Source organism: Bradyrhizobium sp. RDI18, from assembly GCF_043203335.1.
GTDB lineage: Bacteria > Pseudomonadota > Alphaproteobacteria > Rhizobiales > Xanthobacteraceae > Bradyrhizobium > Bradyrhizobium retamae.
In genome coordinates, this window is the sequence record NZ_JBICRN010000006.1 from 907,719 (window position 1) to 928,063 (window position 20,345).

A 20,345-nucleotide genomic window follows, 5' to 3' on the forward strand; every position below is an offset into this window, starting at 1 on the left:
ACTTCCATGAGGAAGTCCGAGTTATACGCCGGCCAAGGACGCGATATGATTTGCCTCCTTGAGAACACAAGCTATGCGAAAGTTGTTTGCCTAACGGCTTGGACCACTAATGCCAGGCGCTTTCCACAGACTTTTTTGCAGCGAGACTGACTTTCCACTAAGGTATTTCGATTATAACCGCAGGCGGCAAATGGGTAGAGATTAAGGTCCATGCCGATCCGCTCTACCAGCACCTCCCTTTTTGGCGGCAGAGAAAAAGTTCTGGCGACGTGTGCAGACGGGCGAGTCCCAATCGCTTTTCGGGACTGAAACGCCACGGCCACGGCTCGAAGCCGTAAAGGTTGTGGACATGTCGCCATCGAACTCGCGGGCAGAGCTCGCTGCTACCTACTTGCAAACACGCGCGGCGCACCAGGATCACAAGATCACCAAAGCGGAACTTGAGAAACTCGTGCCTGAAGACGCAAAGGAAGCTAGCGGACACTGTAACGGTCTTGCATTTTCCAAGGAGCCTGTCCGCAAGCGAAGCAAAGCGCACCTCTCGTTTGTGCGGGGCCAACCCTGTCTAATTTGCAAGCAGGTTCCTTCAGATCCTCACCACCTGAAATTCGCTCAAGCGAAAGCGTTAGGCCGCAAGGTTAGCGATGAATTTACTGTGCCACTCTGCCGTACGCATCACCGCGATTTACATCGACACGGCAACGAACGAGCGTGGTGGGCGAACACGCAGATAGTACCATTGCTTATTGCCAAGCAACTGTGGGAGGCGAGCGAGATCGCGATCCAGGGATCGACGGGGGCGGAGCGAGGCGGCTGATGTCATAGAGTGGTTTATCCAACTTTTCGGCCGGATTTCGCTCGCAGCATGGCAGTATCGCTTTCAGTCCGTCTTTAGGGCTCGGCCAATGCGGACCGAGATCCACATTTTCCCGTCCGGGGCCAGCGCCCACCAAGCCAGAGTTGGTTCCAGCTTTGGATGCCAAACCATCGGTTGCCCCCGGAAATTCGTCTGGCTATATTGGAAGTTCAATGGATCAATCGCTTCAAACCCAAAGCCCGTATTTGCAGGTTACATGCAGCTAGAAGTTCAGCGGCAAGTGAATGCCCCGCGGCTGACAACGTTGCGCGCCATACCTGCTCACGAATCTGCTGCGCCCGAATTCCGCACATTTGCGTCCAACTCGAACAGTGGCTGACGAGAAACCCAGGGTGCTCGTGACCGGTTCCGACGGGTTCGTTGGGCGCCACCTCGTTCCCTACCTGGCCATGCAGGGATACACAGTGATTGCCGCATCGAAGGCAGCATTCACTTTCAATAATCCGAACATCGCCGCCGTTTCGCTTCCGGATCTCTCGAGCTTGTTCGACTGGCAACCCCTTCTGAATCAATGCGAAGCGGTGGTTCACCTTGCGGGCATCGCTCATAAGTACGCTGGCGACGACATTTGCGACCGGGTCAATCATCGCGCGACTTCGGCGCTCGCGCAGGCGATATCACGCAGCGGCATAAAGCATCTGGTTTTCATTTCCTCGATCGCCGCCCAGTCCGGCTCTTATGCGGGTCACGAGCTGACCGAGGATGATTTTCCAATGCCCAATAATGCGTATGGACGATCAAAACTTGCCGCCGAAAAAGCCATTCGCGCAGCAGGCATTTCATTCACAATCTTGCGGCCGGTCGTGATTTACGGCCAAGGCGAGAAGGGGAACTTCGCGACCGTCCACCGGCTTTCGCGCGTGCCAATTCCGCTTCCATTCGGAGCGTTGACCGCGCAGCGATCCGTGCTGTCGATCCAGAACTTGTGCTCGGCCGTCGAGACGGCATTGCGCAATCCCCACGCGCGAGGACAAACTTTCATTGTGTCGGATCCCACACCGGTCACGATCGCAGAACTGATAGCGCGCCACCGCGCTGGCCTCGGCAGATCGCCCGGGCTTATTCGAGTACCCGAAAGCTGGATTAAGGCGTCCCTCAGCATCACAGGCAAGCGCGCGATTTGGGAACGGATCGGCCGGCCTCTGGTAGCTCCTCCAACAAAACTGCTTGCGATCGGCTGGCAGCCGTCCTGAGCGATTTGCGCCGTGGCGAGAACAAAAGGCTTCGTATTTTGGACAAGATACAGCAAGGCGGCATCCTCGAACATTCATCGCGGTTTGGTTCTGTCTGGATATTTCTGGCAGCTAATGATCATGCGTACATCCTGCACAACCCAGATGGGCTGCTTCATCGCTTCAGTGGCGATCTGCGGATCTTCATCGCGGAAAAGCAAAATTGTTGATGCTTAGAACACTCATCAATCTCGCAACAACTGCTGCGCAGCAGAACGCCCCTATATAGGCGATACGGATGGAAGGATCGAGCGCACCCGAGGGTGCGAGTGAGAGGCGCGCCTTCTGAAGCGCTCATCAACAAAATTTAGCATACGCAGCCTCAGATTGATTTGGCGATCGAATCCCTGATCAGTCGCCTCCATCCGGCCCTATGATGTTCTGTTGTTCAGCTAGAATTGCAATCCAGAAGGTTCTCAGCTTGATAGCACTCGGCGGTCCAAGGCATTGAAATGAAGAGACCAGCAGTTTTCTTCGACCGGGACGGTGTGTTGAACGAAGACAGCGGTTACGTTTACGAAGTCACTAAGCTGAAGTGGATAGATGGCGCACGCGAAGCGGTAAGGGCTGCCAATGATGCTGGATACTTTGTATTCGTCGTTACGAACCAATCGGGTGTGGCCAGAGGCTTCTATGAGGAAACTCACGTTGAAGCATTACACAAGGCGATGATAGACGATTTGGCCAACATTGGAGCTCACATAGATGCATTCGAATACTGCCCTTATCACCCTGAAGCGGTGATAGAACGGTATCGTCGAGTAAGCCATCGGCGCAAGCCTGCTCCAGGCATGATCATCGATCTATTGGAGCGCTTTCCAGTGGATGTCGGTCGAAGCATTCTTATAGGCGACAAACCCACGGATCTGGAAGCAGCACGGGCCGCTGGGATAAAGGGATATTTGTTTCCGGGCGACAACCTTCAGCATTTCTTGAGATCAGTCCTTTGGGACTTGAATAAGGCTTAGGATACCTAAACACCGATTCTTAGTGTCAGGTTGATGGATGCGGCGCTAACACTAATCAAAATATCCGAGCGGTGGACGTGCATCGTCTACATTGTTAAATTCACTGAGAAGCATCGGCTTCCGCGGTACCTGGCGCACGATTCGGGTGCGGCTTTTCAGATTTTGCGGGTTTGACCACCCAATAGGCTCTGCCATTCGTTGCGGGATCAGTGTTGTCACTTGAAGACCAATATATGGTCGTGCCATTCTTCCTCCAATGAGAAAAACGACCATAACCTGAGCTTGCGATATCCAGGTGGTCGCTGTGTGCCGGTCCAAGGCGTGTACCGTTCTCGTAAAGTTCGATTGTGGAGCGGCCATTGTCATCGTTGGAGTCGGCCAACTCGTCGAACAACTTATATCTCTCCTTTGCTACTGCGAATTTCGAGCCTTCGAACCGCGCAAATGGCGGCACGAGCCGGATCTTCTCACCAGGAACATCAGGGCCAAAAGCAAAGTTTGGATCTGGCGCGTAGGTAAGCTGCAGCCAATGTGCTGCAGCAAAATAGGCGCAAACTGCGGCGACAGCGCAGGCTGACTTTATGACTTTGTGTGGAACGGTCATTGGGACAATGGCAACAAATGGGACAATGGTTCATGTTGGCAAAAGCCGTGCTCGGCAGGACGGGAACCCTAATAAGCGTTCATGCGATTGGCAACCGAGCGCCCTGCACCATGAACCGTGTAGCCGCACAAATGCTCGTTGACCAAGCAAATCTGACCAAATGTCTTCTGGTACGCTCTACGATCCTCTTGAACTGCATACTTACAGCGAGTATGGAGTCAAATTCCACGCCGTAACTCTGCGGGCGAGCTTAGGTTTTTGCGTGCCTACCAACGACTCGCCTCACGCGTCTCGTACGAGATCTTCCAGAACCTTCTGTATAGGTTGAAGCTATGACACGGAAACGGCCTGTTGCGCTGATCACAGGCGTCACCGGGCAGGACGGCGCCTATCTTGCCGAATACCTGCTCGGCCTTGGCTACACGGTCCACGGCATCAAGCGGCGATCGTCCTCGTTCAACACCGCGCGGGTTGATCACCTCTACCAGGATCCGCACGTCGGTAACGTGCCGTTCCTCATGCATTATGGAGACATGACGGATCTCGACCAATCTGATCCGCCTGATGCAGCAGATCCGGCCGACCGAGATCTACAATCTCGCTGCCCAAAGTCACGTTGCGGTGAGCTTCGAGAGCCCGGAATATACCGCGAACGCCGACGCGCTCGGCGTGCTGAGGCTGCTGGAGGCGATCCGGATTCTTGGCATGGAGAAGGAGACGCGGTTCTACCAGGCCTCGACTTCCGAACTGTACGGTCTCGCCCAGGAAGTGCCGCAGAAGGAAACCACGCCGTTCTATCCGCGCTCGCCCTATGGCGTGGCAAAGCTCTACGGCTACTGGATCACGGTCAATTACCGCGAGGCCTACGGCCTGTATGCCTCGAACGGCATCCTGTTCAATCACGAGAGCCCGATCCGCGGCGAGACGTTTGTGACCCGCAAGATCACGCGCGCGGTCGCCCGCATCGAAGTAGGTCTGGAAGACACGCTCTATCTGGGCAACCTTGAGGCCAAGCGCGACTGGGGCCATGCGCGAGACTATGTCGAGGGCATGCACAGGATCCTGCAGGCGGACGCGCCTGACGATTTCGTGCTGGCGACCGGCGAGACCCGGTCGGTCCGCGAGTTCGTCGAACTGGCGTTTGCCGAAATCGGCCACAGCATCGAATGGCGCGGCAGGGGTGTCGATGAAATGGGGGTCGACAGAAAGTCCGGCAAGACCGTTATCCGCATCGATCCCATCTATTTCCGGCCGGCCGAAGTCGATCTTCTCATCGGCGACGCCAGCAAGGCGCGCGAGAAGCTGGGCTGGAAGCCCAAGACGCCCTTTAGCCAGCTGGTCAAGGAGATGGTCGCGAGCGATCTCGAAGAGGCGAGGCTGGAGGCCGCCAATGGCAAGCGTTCCGTTTGAGCTGAAAGGCAAGACAGTCTACGTCGCCGGGCACCGCGGCATGGTCGGCTCTGCGCTGGTGCGCAGGCTGACAGGAGAAGACGTTGAACTGCTGACCGCGACCCGCAGCGAAGTCGATCTGCGCGATCAGGCCGCGGTCAACCAATGGTTTGGCGCGCGCCGCCCGCAGGTGGTGTTTCTCGCGGCGGCCAAGGTCGGTGGCATCATAGCCAACGACACGCTGCGCGCCGAGTTCCTCTACGACAATCTGGCGATCGCTTCGAACGTCATTCACGCCGCGCAAGTCTACGGCAGCGAGAAATTGATGTTCCTCGGTTCATCCTGCATCTATCCGAGGCTGGCGCCGCAGCCATTGCGCGAAGACTCGATGCTGACCGGACCGTTGGAGCCGACCAACGAGCCCTATGCGATTGCCAAGATCGCCGGGATCAAGATGGTGGAGGCCTATCGCAGCCAGTATGGCGCCGACTTCATCAATGTGATGCCGACCAATCTTTATGGACCCGGCGACAATTATCATCCCGAATACAGCCACGTCGTCGCCGCCCTGATCCGCCGCTTCCACGAGGCGAAGGTTTCCGGCGCAAAGAACGTCGTGGTCTGGGGCACGGGCATGCCGCGGCGCGAATTCCTCTATGTCGACGATCTTGCCGATGCCTGCATCCACTTGATGAAGACTTATTCAGGCACTGAACTGGTCAACATCGGCACCGGCGAGGACATCACGATCGCCGAATTCGCCCGCGTGGTCGCGGCGAGCGTCGGCTATACTAGCGAGATCAGTTTTGATGCCTCGCGGCCGGACGGCACGCCGCGCAAGCTGCTCGACGTCAGCCGGCTCGCAAAACTCGGCTGGCGCGCAGGGACCGCGCTAGACGAGGGCATCGTTCTGGCGTACCACGCCTATCTTGAGGAGAAGGCCGTTCAATCCACGAGGGTCTAGGAGACAGAGCGCAGCAAATAGTCGTAACGACAAGCACCTGCAGAGGCCATGGACGCGTCCACAAAGTTGATCATTGCGACCCAATTCTATCCGCCTGACGCGAGCACGACGGCAGTTTACCTGGGAAAAATCGCTGAAGGTCTTGCAGCAGAAAACAAAGTAACTGTTATCTCCGCGACCCCAAATTCGAGTTCATGCGGCGCGAACGCTGCGAAGAATCCGGCCGCTATCGAAGTTAGAAGCTGGAATCCTAAAAAATCCGCCCTGATCAAGCGTGGGATCGCCGTTTGTGTACTCGCCGTTCGAATGTTCTTTTCGATCGTCAAACGAACCCGATCAAAAGATATTGTCTTCTGCGTTACGACACCGTTCACTCTCCCCTATGCGGTAGTCCTGGCGGCGAAACTACGCCGGGCAACGACTATGTTGCTTATTTACGACCTGTATCCTGAGGCGCTGGAGGCAGCCGGTTTTGTCAAATCCACTTCAATTGCGGCGCGTCTATTGCGCTTCGCGAACACGCATCTGTTTCGACACTTGGATGCCATTGTCGTGATCGGACGTGACGTGCCTCCCCTGCTCGCCAGATATCCGGGGGTCGCACCGGGAAAAATCCACCTCATTCCCAACTGGGTGCTGCTTCCGATTGGTTACCGCGAGATTGATCCCTGCAACCGCTTTCGTATGCGGCTGAGCTCAAAATTCATCGTTGGGCTATCTGGAAACCTTGGCTTCACCCACTCGCCGGCAACGGTGTTTGAGGCCGCCAAACTATTGCGTTCGGAACAAGACATTCACTTCATCCTTTCCGGATGGGGAGTGGGCTGGAAGGAATTAAACGACCTCGTTGCGCGCGAAAGGCTCGACAATGTTACCATGCTGAATCCTGTGCCCCATGAGGAACTAATCGAGTTCCTGTCTGCAGCAGACGTATGGGTGATCCCGTATCGTCGAAATGTCGCTGGGGTATCCATCCCGAGCCGTCTCTACAATCTGCTGGCGGTCGGCCGACCGGTCATCGTCGCAGCGGAATCGCATTCCGAAGCTGCGATCGAGCTCAGCGAGGAAGCAATAGGTTGGGTCGTGCCGCCGGAGGATCCGCAGCAACTTGCGCAGACTATCAGGGAAGCAGCGACGGATCGTAGGGCCACGAACCAGAAGGGACTCCGGGCGGCAGTTGTGGCTCAGAAATATAGCGAGGAAGCGGCGCTCGTGCGCTACCGCGAAGTCGTAAGCGCATTGAAGAAGGGGGCCATCGCGTCTGCGCGGTCTCCGTCAGTTTGACGCTTTGCTCGTGACCAGCGCGCGGACCTGACACCTTGCCGGACGCGAAGCTATAGGGTATCTCCCAACGGGACTCTAGGCAGGAGAATTGGATGGTGGGCACAGGTCAGCAGCTTTACCGACGCGCGCGTAAAGTCATGCCTGGCGGCACGCAGCTACTGTCCAAGCGTCCGGAAATGTTTCTGCCGGAACAGTGGCCGACCTATTTCAAATCCGCCAAGGGCGCCGAGGTCGTCGATCTCGACGACAGGACCTATCTTGACATGAGCTACTGCGGGATTGGCGCCACCATCCTTGGCTTTGCCGATCCAGATGTGAATGCTGAGGTAAAGGCCGCGGTCGACATGGGTTCGATGTCGACGCTGAATTGTGCAGAAGACGTCGAGCTTGCGGAACTATTGATCGAGCTTCATCCGTGGGCCGACATGGTGCGCTTTGGACGAGCCGGCGGCGAAGCCATGGCGATCGCGATCCGGATCGCGCGCGCCGCAACCGGCCGCGATCTGGTGGCGTTCTGCGGATATCATGGCTGGCACGATTGGTATCTCAGCGCCAATCTCGGCGAGACCAGCGCGCTCGACGGTCATCTGCTGCCCGGCCTTGATACCAAGGGCGTGCCGCGCGGGCTGGCCGGGCTGATGCACCCGTTCCACTTTAACAAGCTTGAAGAGATCGAAGCCATCGTCGCGGCAAATGGCAAAGGGCTAGCCGCCATTGTAATGGAGCCGGTGCGCAGCACCGAGCCTACGCCGGAATTCTTAAAAGGGATTCGAAAGCTTGCGGACCGTTGCGGCGCGGTGCTGATATTTGACGAGGTGACATCCGGATTCCGCATCAACTCCGGCGGCGCCCATCTCGCCTATGGCGTTGATCCCGATATGGCTGTGTTCGCGAAGGCAATCGCCAACGGATTTCCCATGGCCGCGATCGTCGGCCGGGCGTCCGCCATGGATGCTGCGCAGGAAACCTTCGTGAGTTCCACCGCCTGGACCGAGCGCGTCGGCCCGGCCGCTGCGCTGGCGACGCTGCGCAAGCATCGTGAGCAGAACGTCCCCAAACATCTGATGCGGATCGGTACACGCGTGCAGGACGGCTGGGCCGAGGCCGCGCGTGCAGCCGATCTCCCCATTCTTGTTTCCGGCATATCGCCGCTGGGACATTTCGCGATCGACTTGCCCGAAGCGCAGGAAGCACGCACGCTGTTCACGCAGATGATGCTGGACCGCGGCATTTTCGCGACGGGCTCCTTCTATGCGATGTGGGCCCACACGGACGCCCATGTCGACCGTTACCTCGAAGCGGTGAACGCCGTGTTCCGCGACCTGCGGAACGCGATCGATCAGAAGGCGGTCCGGCAATTGCTGCGCGGCCCGGTGGCGCATTCGGGATTCAAGCGGCTGACCTGAGGGGACGGGGTGTTCGCAAGCGTAGGGCAAAAGCGGACTTGCGTCGTGCCCATGCATGATACCGTTACAATGGTGGACCCGTTGCGCTTTGCCTATCCTACAAATTCAGCTTCGGTCGCAATGAGTTCGTGAACTCGCGGCCGACTGCGTACGAAACCATTAACGGCTTATGTCGTGCTCTCTCCGGCGATTTCCTATCACCGTCATCGGCGGATTAAAGGCCTGTCGCACCCGGTTGGGCCGACTTAACCTCCGTCCGTCAGCAACAGATAGCAGGACCACGCGATTTCACCGTCAGCATCAATCCCGTCGTCTGCGTGCCTGTCGATCGCTCACCCGCCAAAACCGCCCTGCGATTCCTGTCCGGGTCCGACGCTGCCGCGCCCCCGTATCCCGGTCCAACGTTCGTGACGATGGCCAGCAGGGCCCCTCTCGGGCCGGCACGGCGCGGAAAATATGAGGGTGCCTTGGGTCAGGCGCGTTGCGAGGGGCAAGCGACGAAGCAATCCATTCTTCCTACATTAGGTGACATGGATGCTTCGCTCCGCTCGCAATGACGGCGCTCCAATTTCGATTGAACCGTAGGGCGGATTGGAGCTAAGGCGTTATCCGCCGTCGCAATGCGGCGGAATACGCTACGCTATTCCCGCCCTACGGACTGCATCATCAAAACCGCGCGATAGGAGCGAGCGATTCTCAACGATCCTCGAAAGCCTTTCGGCGAGAAAGGTAATCAGGACAGTTGCTCCGAAGGCAGCGAGTGCGGCAACCACCCAGGATTTTCCGTGGATAAGGGGATGCAAGAAGCTGTAGCTTAACATCAGCAATGGATAGTGGATGACGTAAATCGTGTAGGAGAAGGCGGCGGTTCCAGTCAGGAGTTTCGGTAAGCAAATGTTGGTTACCTCAAAGCGTCTAATCATCAGTCCGGTGTAAAGCGTAAGAACCAGCCCAGTAATCACCATGAGATTTTGACCTCTACCAAGCACGTCCAACAACATACGTCCTTGGGTTGAGCCGCCGACAATAACGACAACAGCGAAGACCAAAAGCGCGGCCATCGCATACAGAATCCAACGCCCCGCCTTTGCCGAGAACAGAGAACCGTAAACGTAGAAAAGTCCTAACACGAAGCCGCTAAACCAGATGGCGCCAAATCGGTAGAACAACAAGTTCCGTCCGTAGATCAGCATAAGTATGACAAGCGCCAGCGGAATTGCAGCGCGCCAGCCGTTCCATAGTCGGGCCGTCAGAAACGCAAGAATATATAACCACCATTCATAACTCAGCGTCCAAAGCGGACCATCCATAATCAGCGGTCCCGGCATGAACTCCCCCGGTAGACATGGCGCAAAGGGTAGGCAAGGCACAACGCCGTACCACAGCAAGAATGTGGTCGGGATCGCGGACCATTCCAGTTTCGCATTCTCCCTCACAACATCCAGTTCGCCACCAAGGCGATAGGACACTGCGCCGTGAAGACCAAAGCCTGAAATGATCAAGTAGACGGCGATCGTAATGAGAATGGCTGCGATCAGCGGCGGGTAAATCCGAAGAATTCTAGCCTTGGCAAAACCGATGCTGTTGAACCCGCCGTATGTTCTGTGCCGCAGGACGCTTATGCAGATCATGAAGCCGCTGACGATGAAAAACGCGACTATCGCGTAAGTCGCCAAAAGGCTGGTGAGGAGATGCGGGTACGTCCAGAATCCGCAATACGGAATGATGAAAATCTGGAATGCGTGAACGACGGCAACCACCAAGGCGCTGATCCCGCGCAACGCGTCCATCAAATCAGAAGTTGGTCTTTTGATTGTAACGGTTCCCATGTGCCCCCCTTATTCGCCGGCGATTCTTATCCCGGCAACCCTAAGCGAGCAACAGCATGGCATTCGTCGCCTCAACATGCCCCATTCTCGAGCGCACGTTCTCGGCCAGGAGCAACCCTTATCCCCTCACCGGCGTGGTCGACGGATCCTACAATACCTTCTCGGCCTTCATAGCCGTGAGTGATACCCTATGGAACTGTCGTCGAATCCGGGAACCCCAAAAATATCGCGCACCACATTCCGCTCCGTCTGCGACCTCCCGGCCTTTGGATACATGCCGTGCAGGATGCTGTTCGGGCTCAGCGTGCCACCATCGATGACGATCGCGCCAGTCGAGACAAAGGTGTTGTCGCCGACCGAGGTCTTTCCGATCACGCGGCTGCCGCCGTACATCACGATGCCGCGGCCGAACGAGGGGTAATCGTTGTCGAGGTTCGCGCCGACGGTGCAGTTGTGATAGCAGATGAAGTAGTCCGAATAGCTGGCGCGGCCAAGCACGGTGCCGACGGGGTGCTGAAACGCGAACACGTCGGGCAATTGCACTTCATAAAACGCATCGACCGCGTGCAGGGCCTTGTTCAGAGCATAGGCCTTGTCGGCGATGGGGTGGCCGGCTTTCTCGCGGAACGCGGTGTTGGCGAGGTAATACAGGAAGATCGCGTATTGGTCACAATGCCAGTGCGAAAAGCGCGCCTGCCCGTCGGCGAAGAATCCCTTCAGCCGCACGCGTGAAAAGCAGTGCTCGACCCGGCCGAGCGCCAGTTCGACGAGCATGGGCAGATCGCCGAGGCCGGTCCCGTCCGGAAACGTGTTTTCGAACTGCTTTCGCACATACTGCGCAAGGTCAGCCTGCTTGAGCGAAAGGTGCACGATGTCAATTCCTGCTGCTGGCACTGGTGCGGACGTCGAGGCCGCGCGATGCCAGGTGGCTGCGCAGCTTGATCGGGCTGTGGTCGGTAAACAAGAACATCGACGAGATCGCCACCGCGGACGCGCCCGCCTCCAGCGCCTCTATCGCATGCTGCAGTGAACCGCAACCGCCCGACACGATCAAGGGCACGCTCAGCGCATTGGCCGCCTTGTGGATCACGTCGAGATCATAGCCAGACATGGTGCCGTCCCGGTCGATCGATCCGAGCAGAACCTCGCCGCAATGCAGGTCCTCGCAACGCAGCGCCCATTCGACCGGATCGAGCGCTGCATGCTCGCGGCCGCCATCGATGAACACGCTGGCATGGTTGGGGCTGATCTTCTTATAGTCGATCGACACCGTGATGCATTGGTCGCCGAAAACCCGCGCCGCGTCATGGACGAATTCGGGGCGCCGCACCGCTTCCGAATTGACCGAAACCTTGTCGGCGCCGGCGCGCAGCAGCATGTTGACGTCTTCAAGCGTCTTGACGCCGCCGCCCACCGTGAACGGCATGAATATCTCTTCCGACATCCGCTCGATGATATCGACGACGCGGCCGCGCGAGGCTTTGCTCGGCACGATATCGAGCACGATCAATTCGTCGACTCCGTAGTCGTTATAGACTTTTGCGGTCGTCACCGGATTGCCGGCGACACGCTCGTTCTCGAAGAACCTGACGTATTTCACTAGCCTGCCGTCGCGCAGCAGGAATTTTGGGATCAGTCTCTTTTTCAGCATCGCGCGCCTTACGGCTTCCAGCGAAGAAAATTGCTCATCAGCTCGATGCCGCTGTCCTGGCTCTTCTCGGGGTGGAACTGGGTCGCAACTATATTGTCTTTCGCGATGATCGCGGTCACGGACTGGCCATATTGCGCAAGGCCTACGATGTCCCCCGAGTTATTGCACCGCATGGCGAAGGAGTGCACGAAGTAGAACGCGAGATTGCTCTCGCGGATACCGGCTAGGATCGGATGGTCGCGCTCCCTGGCCACCATGTTCCAGCCCATATGCGGGATCTTCAGCGCGGGATCGTTCGGCATCAGGCGCACGACATCGGCGCCGAACCAGCCGAGCCCGCGATGCAGGACGCCGTCATCGGCATGCTCTTCCGAGGACTGCGCCAGCAATTGCATGCCGAGGCATACGGCGAGGAACGGCTTGCCCTTCTCACGGACGTGACGTTCAAGCAACTCGTCAATGCCGCGGGCGCGGATGTTGAGCATGGCGTCGCCGAAGGCGCCGACGCCGGGCAGGATCACATGCGAGGCATCGGCGATCGCGTCAGCGGCGTGGGTCACAATCGGATTGTAGCCGCAGTACTCGACGGCATTGCGGACCGATCGCACATTGTTGATGCCGTAGTCGACGATCGCAACGTCTGACATCCACCCACCCACTAGCTAGAGTGTCGACCGCCGAATGGCGTCGGGACTTGGCAGCAGTTCAAATGTGTATCCAGCCAATCGGTAAGCAACCAGCCCAAACCATTCGCGCGCCGCCCCCTCCGCCAGGACGAACCATCCCGCCATTCCTCGCCGAAGATCGAACAGTTTGAATTCGGCCGCGAGGCTGTAGTCCACCGGATAAGGAACAAAGTTTACTCCAAACATCCGGAACGCACCAACGGCTCTGGGCACATGAACCGCAGAGGTGATCAAGAGCCAGCGCTCCGATTTCGGAAACGGAAATTTCTCCGCAATGAACATCGCGCTCTCACGAGTATTTTTGGCACGATCCTCTATCCAAATGCGCTTCTCATCGACACCCAATAGCCCGAACAGGTAGCTTGCGACCGGCGCCTCCCGCATGCCGAGAGCTCCAAAGATGTTAGGTACACCGCCGGAAAAAATGACCTTCGCGTTCGGAAACTTTCGCGCCAAATCTGCAGCAGTCACCAGGCGAACTGCCGATCCTACGACGATTTGCCCCCTCACTAATCGTTCACCGCCGCCGAGAACCACGATCCCGTCAACGTCGCCGGAAATTTCGCGAACTTGAGGAAAGCGGTTTTCCAGTATCCATACCGCCACACTGGTAAGGGGCCCGAACCCGATCCCCATAAGCCCCAGAACTCCAATTGTCCCGAAAAGCATGCCGAGACTGCAGAGATTGCAATACAGCAGGACAACTCCGACAGTGCAACACAAGACCAACACGGTAGCTGGCTCCAGCGCTAGTCGAGAAATCTTCGACAGTACAGAAAACATACCTGGGCCTTTGCGCTACTCTCACATCACAAACGGATTGATGAATTTTGAAAGATCTCTCTTCTCAAGAATGCCCCTTATGGCTTCCGGTGATGGTCGCACACCCAAGTATCGCGCCGCAACATCATCGGTAAACTCGACGTTTTTCGTGTAACGCAGTTCGAGCGACCGGTCCTGCGGGACCGGCTGCAGATCGTACAATGTTCCATTCTTGATGTGATGGACCACCGAGTTTTGCGCCACATCGACCGAAATCATTCCGAGCAGGAATGGATCGACGGCCTGAGGACGAGGTAATGCATGAAGCAGGATCGGACCGCTGTCCAATCCCTTTGTGATCATGTGAATCGTTCCGCTGACGTAATCGGCATGACCATCATGGATTGCCCAGAAATTACATGAATTGCCCCGGTAGTACGGCGACGCCCCCATATGGATGTTGATGGCCCGCTTCTCGATCAGGAAATCCACCAACCGGCCCTTCAAGAAACTCGCACCGAACACGACATAGTAGTCCGACTCCAACGCCGGCGCCAATGCCTGCATATCGATGTCGTTGATATCGCCCAGAAAGAGCGCGAGCGAGGTACAATTCTTGGGGGAAAGGCAACATCACCGAACGCCTTCGTCTCGGCGCCGCGCACGTACGAAAAATACTCCTCCATGACCGGCGAAGCGACGTAATAGTCCTTCTTCTTCCCCGGAAACAGCGTGGTACACTCCTGAATGGCGTAGACGTGATCTGCGACGCTTGCGAGCTTTTCGATCAACCGAAAATGGCGTGGCTGGTTGCTGGTGAAGACCGTGACTTTCACTGCAGCACCTCCCGCATGACGCCGCTATGGTCTCGGCGCGGCACCTCAAGTCGCGAATAGGCTGTGTGTGCGACATCCGCTCGAAAGCCAAGCTCAATCCCGAGACGACCTAGCAGGCGCAAGATGGAGGCATCGTATGAATTGCACGGATGGGACATTGTAGTCGGTTTCTCTCCGATGATCGCCTGTAGGGAAGCAAAATTCCGCTCGTATTCCCACACCTGACGGTCTTCCGGCAGTTTGGAAAGATCCGTCGGATGGGTATGTGAATGAAGGCCCAGCACGTGGCCGCGGCGATGCAGGTCGGAAATCTCGGCATCGCTCATCAGCACGGCCTGCGCGATATCGCCGGCATCGAAGCCATATTTCGCCAGCATCTGGTCCATTATCCCGAAATATCGCTCCTGGCCGAGGAGCGAATCGCGGCTTTGCCGGAATCTACAATCGTTGAGACTGTAGAAGGAAGGATACATGGGAAAACGCGACCGATCGAACTGCTCCAGCCAGATTGTGACTTCATCGCCATACAACTGCGCCGACAAGCCGAAAAATTCTTCGTAGAAAGCCTCGACGTCGGAAAATTGAACGGTCCGGAAATGCCGGTAAACCTCCAACCGAGGCAACAGCTTTTCGGTCGAGTAGCAGGTGTAGACGAACCAGAAACCCGTCAGCCCGTAATGTTCCAGCACCGGTAGGGCGATGTCGTACTGGCACTTCAGATTGTCATCGAAGGTAAGGCAGATCTGGCTCGGCAAAAGCGAGCCGCGCCGGAAACCGCGCAGCCAATCGCCGGCCGGCAGGATGTTTGGCGGCCCGATCCATTCGATCAGCCGGGCCAGTTCGTCCGCAGTGATTGCCCCCTGCCCGCGAGGGTGATGTGCACCACAGAAATGGTGAAACATCAAAGCGGGCGCCACTCTTGGCGATTCTTCAATCAAGCAAAGTGCTCCCTGCGGCGCCAATAGCGGCTTTATCCGATTTCGATGCTACTCGGACGACCGGGCCATTCAACCTTCGTGCGATCCCATCTTTCCATATCCGGCATCACCCGGCCCGGCTCGATCTTGTTGGGCATAAATTGCCAGGGATCCACCTGATGGCGCATGGCAACTTCAAGGAATTGTTCCTCTGTAAGCTCGAGGTATTCGAGAAAAAGATCGAGGCTCGGCGGGCGCTTGCCATCGTATTCCCTTACGAGTTTCAAACCCTCTTCCCGCGAGATCCGGCCGTTACGGATGTCTATGTTGACCAGATGATTGGTCCGCCCCATCCCGCGCTTGATGTATTTTAGGTAGTCGCGGACACCCTGAAAGAAGCACTCGATCTTCTCGTAGTCGTACTCGGGCGGAATACCCTCGACTTCCTGGCCCTTCCAGCCGAGTTCGCGCTTGATGGTCTCGACGTGCTTTTTGGTGTCCCATTTGATGTAGCTGCCGAGGCAGATCGAGCGGCACTTGATCCGCATCAGTTCCTTTCGTGCTGGATATGCGAACGGATACAGGTCGCGCTTGGCGACACGGCCGCCCAAAAATTCATACATGTCGTCGGCGGTGATGCCGAGATTCATCACGCGGTTGAAGCGCTTTTCGTCGACTTCTTCCATTTCGTCGTAGGAATAGAACGACTGGTATTCGGCAAGACTCTCGCCCCAGATCAGCAACGGCGTCTCGTAGCGGATCGCGATCTGCATGGTGTGGGCGTAGATGCCAGTGTGGCAATGCCAGCAGAAATCGCCTCGGCGCTTGAGCGACTCGAGCATCAGTTCGCGGACCACATGCCAGTTCGGCGTGAAGTTCAGCACGTCGACGCCAAGCTGCTTGAACACGCTGGTGTTGTTCTCCTCGACCAGCGGACGGTAGAACCAGTGGTCGAAGCGCACCACCAGCGGCTTCAACCCCAGTTTTTTCACCACATACCAGAGCTGGAAAACACTATCCTTGCCGCCAGAATACGGGACGATGCAGTCGTAAAGTCCCTTGTCGCGGTATTGTGCGACGAGTTCCATCATCTGGGTGTGGCGCTCATCCCAGTTGATCTGGGTGTCGCGGACTTCGATCTGCGCGCAGACGCTGCAGGATCCGGTCTCATCGAACGATGTCGCTTCGGCCGTTTCCGGCAGCAGGCACTTGCTACAGCTCAACATTTCGAGAACTCTCGCAGTTTCATGATTTGCCGTGGCATTACCACACGGTCCATCCACCGTCGACCGCCAGGCACTGGCCGGTCACGTATGCAGATAAATCGGTCGCCAAATAGGCCACGGCCCCCTTGAAGTCTTCCTCGCGCCCCATCCGCCCCAGCGGCGTACGGGCGGTGTAGCGGCTCAAAAACGGCTCCGAGGTGTCCCGGAACACGCCTCCCGGTGCGATCGCATTGACCCGGACGTGCGGCGCCAGGGTCGTGGAGAGCCAGCGGGTGGCCTGGATCAGCCCGCCCTTGCTGGCAGCATAGGCGGCGGGGTTGCCGAGGCTGGTGCCCTCATAGAGCCGCCAATCGGGCCCGGAGAGCCCATAAATCGAGGAAATATTGATGACGCTGCCGTGCCCGGAAGCCCTCAGATCGGCCGCGGCGGCCTGAACCAGGACGAACGGGGCGGTCAGATTGACCTCGAGCGCCCTCCTCCAGGTCTTCTCTGACTGCTGTTCGAAAGGAACCGCCCAGCCCTCCAGGCCGCTGGTTCCCACAAAGGCCGCGCAATTGACGATAACATCGATCCGCCCGAATCGCTCGCGAACCAGGCGGGGCAGATCGCGCACCTCGTCGGACCGCTCGAGGTCGCAGGCGAAGCTGGCGGCTGTGGCTGGCCAACGTTGACCAAGTTCGCTCGCTGCCGCCTCGGCACCGGATGGTGAAAGGTCAACGACGGCGACATTGGCCCCCAGTTCGGCCAGCGCATGGCCGATCGCCCTGCCGATATGGCCGGCGCCGCCCGTGACCAGCGCGACGCGCCCGTCGAGTGACATCAATTCGCGCAAGGTGCGGTCGGCGCTCACCCGAAAATCCTCTGGAATTCGTCCGACGCGCGCTGCAGGTCGTCGAGACGGCCGACGTCGATCCAGTATTCCCGCAGCGGAAACACCACGGATCGCTTGCCGCCGGCTATGGTCCGCTCGATCAAGGTCGGCATGTCGACCACTTCGTTCCCGGCGATATGGTCGAGCACGCCGGGGTCCAGCAGATAGACGCCTGCATTGACGAAGAATTTCTGGGTCGGTTTTTCGCGGATGCCGAGCAGCCGGTGATCGTCGAAGTCGATCACCCCGAACGGCACGGTGACGGAATGCTCGCGCACGCAGACAGTCGAGAACGCCTGATGCTCGCGGTGGTATTTCAGCATCTGCTCGAAATTGACGGTGGTCAGGAGATCGCCGTTCATGACGAAGAACGGCTGCTTCGGCCGCTCCGGCAACAATGAGAGCGCGCCGGCGGTGCCAAGACGTTCGCTCTCCTGGAGGTAGCTGATATCGACGCCCCAGGCCGAGCCGTCGCCAAAGTAGTCGCGGATCATCTCTGATTTGTAGTTGACCGAGATGAAGAACTTGCCGAAGCCGGCTTTCGCGAAGCCACCGAGTACGGTTTCGAGAATCGGCTTGTCGCCGACCTTGATCAGCGGTTTTGGCAATTCATCGGTGAGCGGTTTCAGCCGCGAACCGAGCCCGCCTGCCATCAGCACCACCCAATGATCGCTTTGCTGGGCCAGCGCGAGATCGTCGATCAGCTTGACCTCGATGACTTTTCCGGCCGCGTCTACAATCGGCAATTGATGGATCGAGTGACGGCGCATCAGATTGAGCGCGGCTGGATTGGTGATCCCGGCCGGCGCAGTAATTGGCGTCCGGTTCATGACCAGCCCAACCGATGCATCGAGGCCGATGCCGCCGAGCAGCGCGCGCCGCACGTCGCCGTCGGTCACGGTGCCGATGATCCTGCCGTCGCGCTCGACGATCGCCAGTTGCAGATTGCCCTGATCGATGCGCCGCAGCGTCTCGATCAGGGGCGTATCTTCACTGACAATGAATGCTCCGTTCATGACGTCCTATTCCCGGTCGCCGCCACAAACGCGCCGGCCTCAACGTTCTTCGTTATCACCGCGCCGGCAGCGACGACCGCACCGGCGCCGAGGCTAACCCCGCTCAATACCACTGCGCCCGCGCCGACATGGGCGCCCTCGCCTACCAGCACGCCCCCGCACAGCACCGCGCCCGGCGCGATATGGCAGTGGTCCCCGACTTGGCAATCATGTTCCACCACCGCGCGGGTGTTCACCAGCACATTTCGTCCGATTCGTGCAGCTGGCTGAATGATCACGCCCGCCATCACCTGAGCGCCCTCGCCAAGGGAAGCATCGGAGGCAACCACAGTGGCCGCATGGGTTATCACCGGGAATTTGTATCCTAGCGCAGCGAAGCGGTCGAACAATTCGCGCCGTGCCGACAACCCGGAACTCGATCGCGATGCGCGATTGCCGAGGCCGTTGGCGAGTTCAACCTGGTCCGGTTTCATCTTCAGTATGTCTTCGTCCGGGCCTGTGATCGGAATTCCCCCACACATCGTGCCGACGCGGGCGGAATCGCGGTCGGTCACGGCGCTCGGACGCGTACCTCGGCTGAGCAACGCCTCGATGACAACGCGGGCATGACCGCCAGCACAGAGCACAATCAGGCTCATGGCTCCAGCGCCTCATTGGCCGCGTAATCGCGATCGGCCTTCTTGCCCAGATAACTCCAGTATTCGGTCGGCGGGATGCCGTCGCCCGGACGTTTCACGCCGAGATTCCGTTCCGTGAAAAGCTCGCCGCTGCGGATCGCGCTGGTTGCGACAAGGCTTCGCCGCGCCACCGATCGATTCGCGATCTCTTCCGGCGCCGGAATTTTGCGCCCGTCGCCCAGCGATGCTTCGACTTCGCGGATATTGGCGATCATCGCGGCCAGTTCATCCGGCTCGATCGAGGCGCGGTGGTCGGGGCCCGGCAGGTTGCGATCAAGGGTCAGGTGCTTTTCGATCACGGTCGCGCCGAGCGCCACCGCCGCGGCCGCGACATGGATGCCGCGACTGTGGTCGGAGAAACCGACGGGAAGCCCGAACGCATTGGAGAGCGTCGCCATCGCGCGCAGATTAATCGACTGCGGATCGGCCGGATACTCCGTCGTACAATGCAGCAGCGTCAGCTTGCTGCGCAATTCCGTCCAGGTTTCGCGATCGAGCAGGATGTTGGCGAAATCCGCCGCCATCGGCTGCGCGGTTGGCTCACGCAGATAGCCGAACGCGATCACGCCAAGGGCCTGCTCGACTTCGGCCAACGTCGCCATGCCCGTGGACAGGATGATCGGCAACCGAAAGCGTGCGAGATGCAGCAGCAACGGTGCATTGGTCAGATCCCCCGAGCCGACCTTCAAGGTAGAGACACCGATGCGCTCGACCAGATGCGTCGCGCTGTCGGCGTCGAACGCCGTCGACATATAGGTGATGCTGGCTTTGGCGCAGGCTGCCGCAATGCGCTGCTCGTCGTCTTCGCGCAGTTCGAGCGCGCGCAGCATCTCGAGCTGGGAGTGCTGGGTGCCAGTCGTAGCCTGCTGATAGCTCGCCTTGGCGGCTTCGGCGGTGGCGAGCTTGTCAGCCCGAAACGACTGAAATTTGACGACGTCGGCGCCGGCACGCGCCGCCGCCTCGACCAACGCCAGCGCCCTGGCACAATTGCCGTTGTGGTTAACGCCGGCCTCGGCAATGATCATGGTTCGGCGTTGCATGCGCTTTTCGTCGCTGACCGGTGCGGACAATCGAAATCGCCCCCTAAATCAAGCGGTTGTCTTAGTCGAGTACACTGGTAAAAGCAACGCAAGCGGACGGTGCCGAATTT

19 protein-coding genes and 2 pseudogenes are annotated in these 20,345 nt (G+C 58.3%); 8 read left to right on the top strand and 13 right to left on the bottom strand.

Annotation, left to right across the window (positions count from 1 at the left end):
- Nucleotides 1-490: 490 nt before the first annotated feature.
- From ACFXS9_RS05395 to ACFXS9_RS05410, 4 genes and pseudogenes are all read left to right on the top strand, one after another.
- Nucleotides 491-817 (top strand): annotated as a pseudogene (locus tag ACFXS9_RS05395) (single-stranded DNA-binding protein); the annotation flags it as partial.
- Between the two features lie 371 nt (nt 818-1,188).
- On the top strand, nt 1,189-2,070 hold the full coding sequence (locus ACFXS9_RS05400) for an NAD-dependent epimerase/dehydratase family protein (protein ID WP_392685815.1): 882 nt from the start codon (nt 1,189-1,191) through the stop codon (nt 2,068-2,070).
- A 38-nt stretch (nt 2,071-2,108) separates the two neighbouring features.
- On the top strand, nt 2,109-2,279 hold the full coding sequence (locus ACFXS9_RS05405) for a hypothetical protein (RefSeq protein ID WP_392685818.1): 171 nt from the start codon (nt 2,109-2,111) through the stop codon (nt 2,277-2,279).
- Between the two features lie 282 nt (nt 2,280-2,561).
- Nucleotides 2,562-3,077 carry a D-glycero-alpha-D-manno-heptose-1,7-bisphosphate 7-phosphatase gene (locus tag ACFXS9_RS05410; RefSeq protein ID WP_392685820.1) on the top strand — a complete coding sequence of 172 codons (516 nt, stop codon included), beginning with the start codon at nt 2,562-2,564 and terminating at the stop codon, nt 3,075-3,077.
- Nucleotides 3,078-3,177: 100 nt separating this feature from the next.
- Here the strand turns inward: ACFXS9_RS05410 and ACFXS9_RS05415 are convergent, their stop codons facing one another.
- Nucleotides 3,178-3,681: a hypothetical protein gene (locus ACFXS9_RS05415; protein WP_392685823.1), complete on the bottom strand. Its 504-nt coding sequence runs from the start codon at nt 3,679-3,681 to the stop codon at nt 3,178-3,180.
- Between the two features lie 332 nt (nt 3,682-4,013).
- Between ACFXS9_RS05415 and gmd the strand changes: the two are divergent.
- The 4 genes and pseudogenes from gmd to ACFXS9_RS05435 all read left to right on the top strand — a co-directional run bounded on the left by gmd (nt 4,014) and on the right by ACFXS9_RS05435 (nt 8,724).
- Nucleotides 4,014-5,091 (top strand): annotated as a pseudogene (gene gmd / locus ACFXS9_RS05420) (GDP-mannose 4,6-dehydratase).
- Nucleotides 5,072-6,034 (top strand): GDP-L-fucose synthase family protein, encoded by a 963-nt coding sequence (locus ACFXS9_RS05425; RefSeq protein WP_392685826.1) that lies wholly within the window; start codon nt 5,072-5,074, stop codon nt 6,032-6,034. The pseudogene gmd and the gene ACFXS9_RS05425 overlap by 20 nt, the downstream one beginning before the upstream one ends.
- A gap of 48 nt (nt 6,035-6,082) precedes the next feature.
- On the top strand, nt 6,083-7,318 hold the full coding sequence (locus tag ACFXS9_RS05430) for a glycosyltransferase family 4 protein (protein ID WP_392685828.1): 1,236 nt from the start codon (nt 6,083-6,085) through the stop codon (nt 7,316-7,318).
- A 92-nt stretch (nt 7,319-7,410) separates the two neighbouring features.
- Entirely contained in the window at nt 7,411-8,724 is a 1,314-nt protein-coding gene (locus tag ACFXS9_RS05435) for an aminotransferase class III-fold pyridoxal phosphate-dependent enzyme (RefSeq protein ID WP_392685831.1), read from the top strand.
- 635 nt (nt 8,725-9,359) lie between these two features.
- Here ACFXS9_RS05435 and ACFXS9_RS05440 read toward each other — a convergent pair.
- The 12 genes from ACFXS9_RS05440 to neuB form a co-directional block, all read right to left on the bottom strand.
- Nucleotides 9,360-10,553, bottom strand: a complete 1,194-nt coding sequence (locus ACFXS9_RS05440; RefSeq protein WP_392685832.1) for an acyltransferase family protein — start codon at nt 10,551-10,553, stop codon at nt 9,360-9,362.
- Between the two features lie 168 nt (nt 10,554-10,721).
- Nucleotides 10,722-11,423 (bottom strand): hypothetical protein, encoded by a 702-nt coding sequence (locus ACFXS9_RS05445; protein WP_392685835.1) that lies wholly within the window; start codon nt 11,421-11,423, stop codon nt 10,722-10,724.
- Between the two features lie 4 nt (nt 11,424-11,427).
- Nucleotides 11,428-12,204, bottom strand: a complete 777-nt coding sequence (locus ACFXS9_RS05450) for an imidazole glycerol phosphate synthase cyclase subunit (RefSeq protein WP_392685838.1) — start codon at nt 12,202-12,204, stop codon at nt 11,428-11,430.
- Nucleotides 12,205-12,212: 8 nt separating this feature from the next.
- Nucleotides 12,213-12,851 (bottom strand): imidazole glycerol phosphate synthase subunit HisH, encoded by a 639-nt coding sequence (hisH, locus tag ACFXS9_RS05455; protein ID WP_392685841.1) that lies wholly within the window; start codon nt 12,849-12,851, stop codon nt 12,213-12,215.
- Between the two features lie 15 nt (nt 12,852-12,866).
- Nucleotides 12,867-13,526: a YdcF family protein gene (locus tag ACFXS9_RS05460; protein WP_392685844.1), complete on the bottom strand. Its 660-nt coding sequence runs from the start codon at nt 13,524-13,526 to the stop codon at nt 12,867-12,869.
- A gap of 168 nt (nt 13,527-13,694) precedes the next feature.
- Nucleotides 13,695-14,219, bottom strand: coding sequence for a formyltransferase family protein (locus ACFXS9_RS05465; RefSeq protein ID WP_392685847.1), 525 nt, complete (start codon nt 14,217-14,219; stop codon nt 13,695-13,697).
- Between the two features lie 265 nt (nt 14,220-14,484).
- Nucleotides 14,485-15,450: a polysaccharide deacetylase family protein gene (locus ACFXS9_RS05470; protein WP_392685849.1), complete on the bottom strand. Its 966-nt coding sequence runs from the start codon at nt 15,448-15,450 to the stop codon at nt 14,485-14,487.
- Nucleotides 15,451-15,458: 8 nt separating this feature from the next.
- Complete coding sequence (locus ACFXS9_RS05475) at nt 15,459-16,631, bottom strand: N-acetyl sugar amidotransferase (protein ID WP_392685852.1); 1,173 nt, start codon at nt 16,629-16,631, stop codon at nt 15,459-15,461.
- 37 nt (nt 16,632-16,668) lie between these two features.
- On the bottom strand, nt 16,669-17,481 hold the full coding sequence (locus ACFXS9_RS05480) for an SDR family oxidoreductase (RefSeq protein WP_392685855.1): 813 nt from the start codon (nt 17,479-17,481) through the stop codon (nt 16,669-16,671).
- Nucleotides 17,478-18,518, bottom strand: coding sequence for a nucleotidyltransferase family protein (locus ACFXS9_RS05485; protein ID WP_392685857.1), 1,041 nt, complete (start codon nt 18,516-18,518; stop codon nt 17,478-17,480). Before ACFXS9_RS05485 ends, ACFXS9_RS05480 begins: the two co-directional genes overlap by 4 nt.
- Entirely contained in the window at nt 18,515-19,156 is a 642-nt protein-coding gene (locus ACFXS9_RS05490; RefSeq protein WP_392685860.1) for an acetyltransferase, read from the bottom strand. The genes ACFXS9_RS05485 and ACFXS9_RS05490 overlap by 4 nt, the downstream gene beginning before the upstream one ends.
- A complete protein-coding gene (neuB, locus tag ACFXS9_RS05495) occupies nt 19,153-20,235 on the bottom strand; it encodes an N-acetylneuraminate synthase (RefSeq protein WP_392685863.1) in 1,083 nt (360 codons plus the stop codon). Before neuB ends, ACFXS9_RS05490 begins: the two co-directional genes overlap by 4 nt.
- Nucleotides 20,236-20,345: the final 110 nt, after the last annotated feature.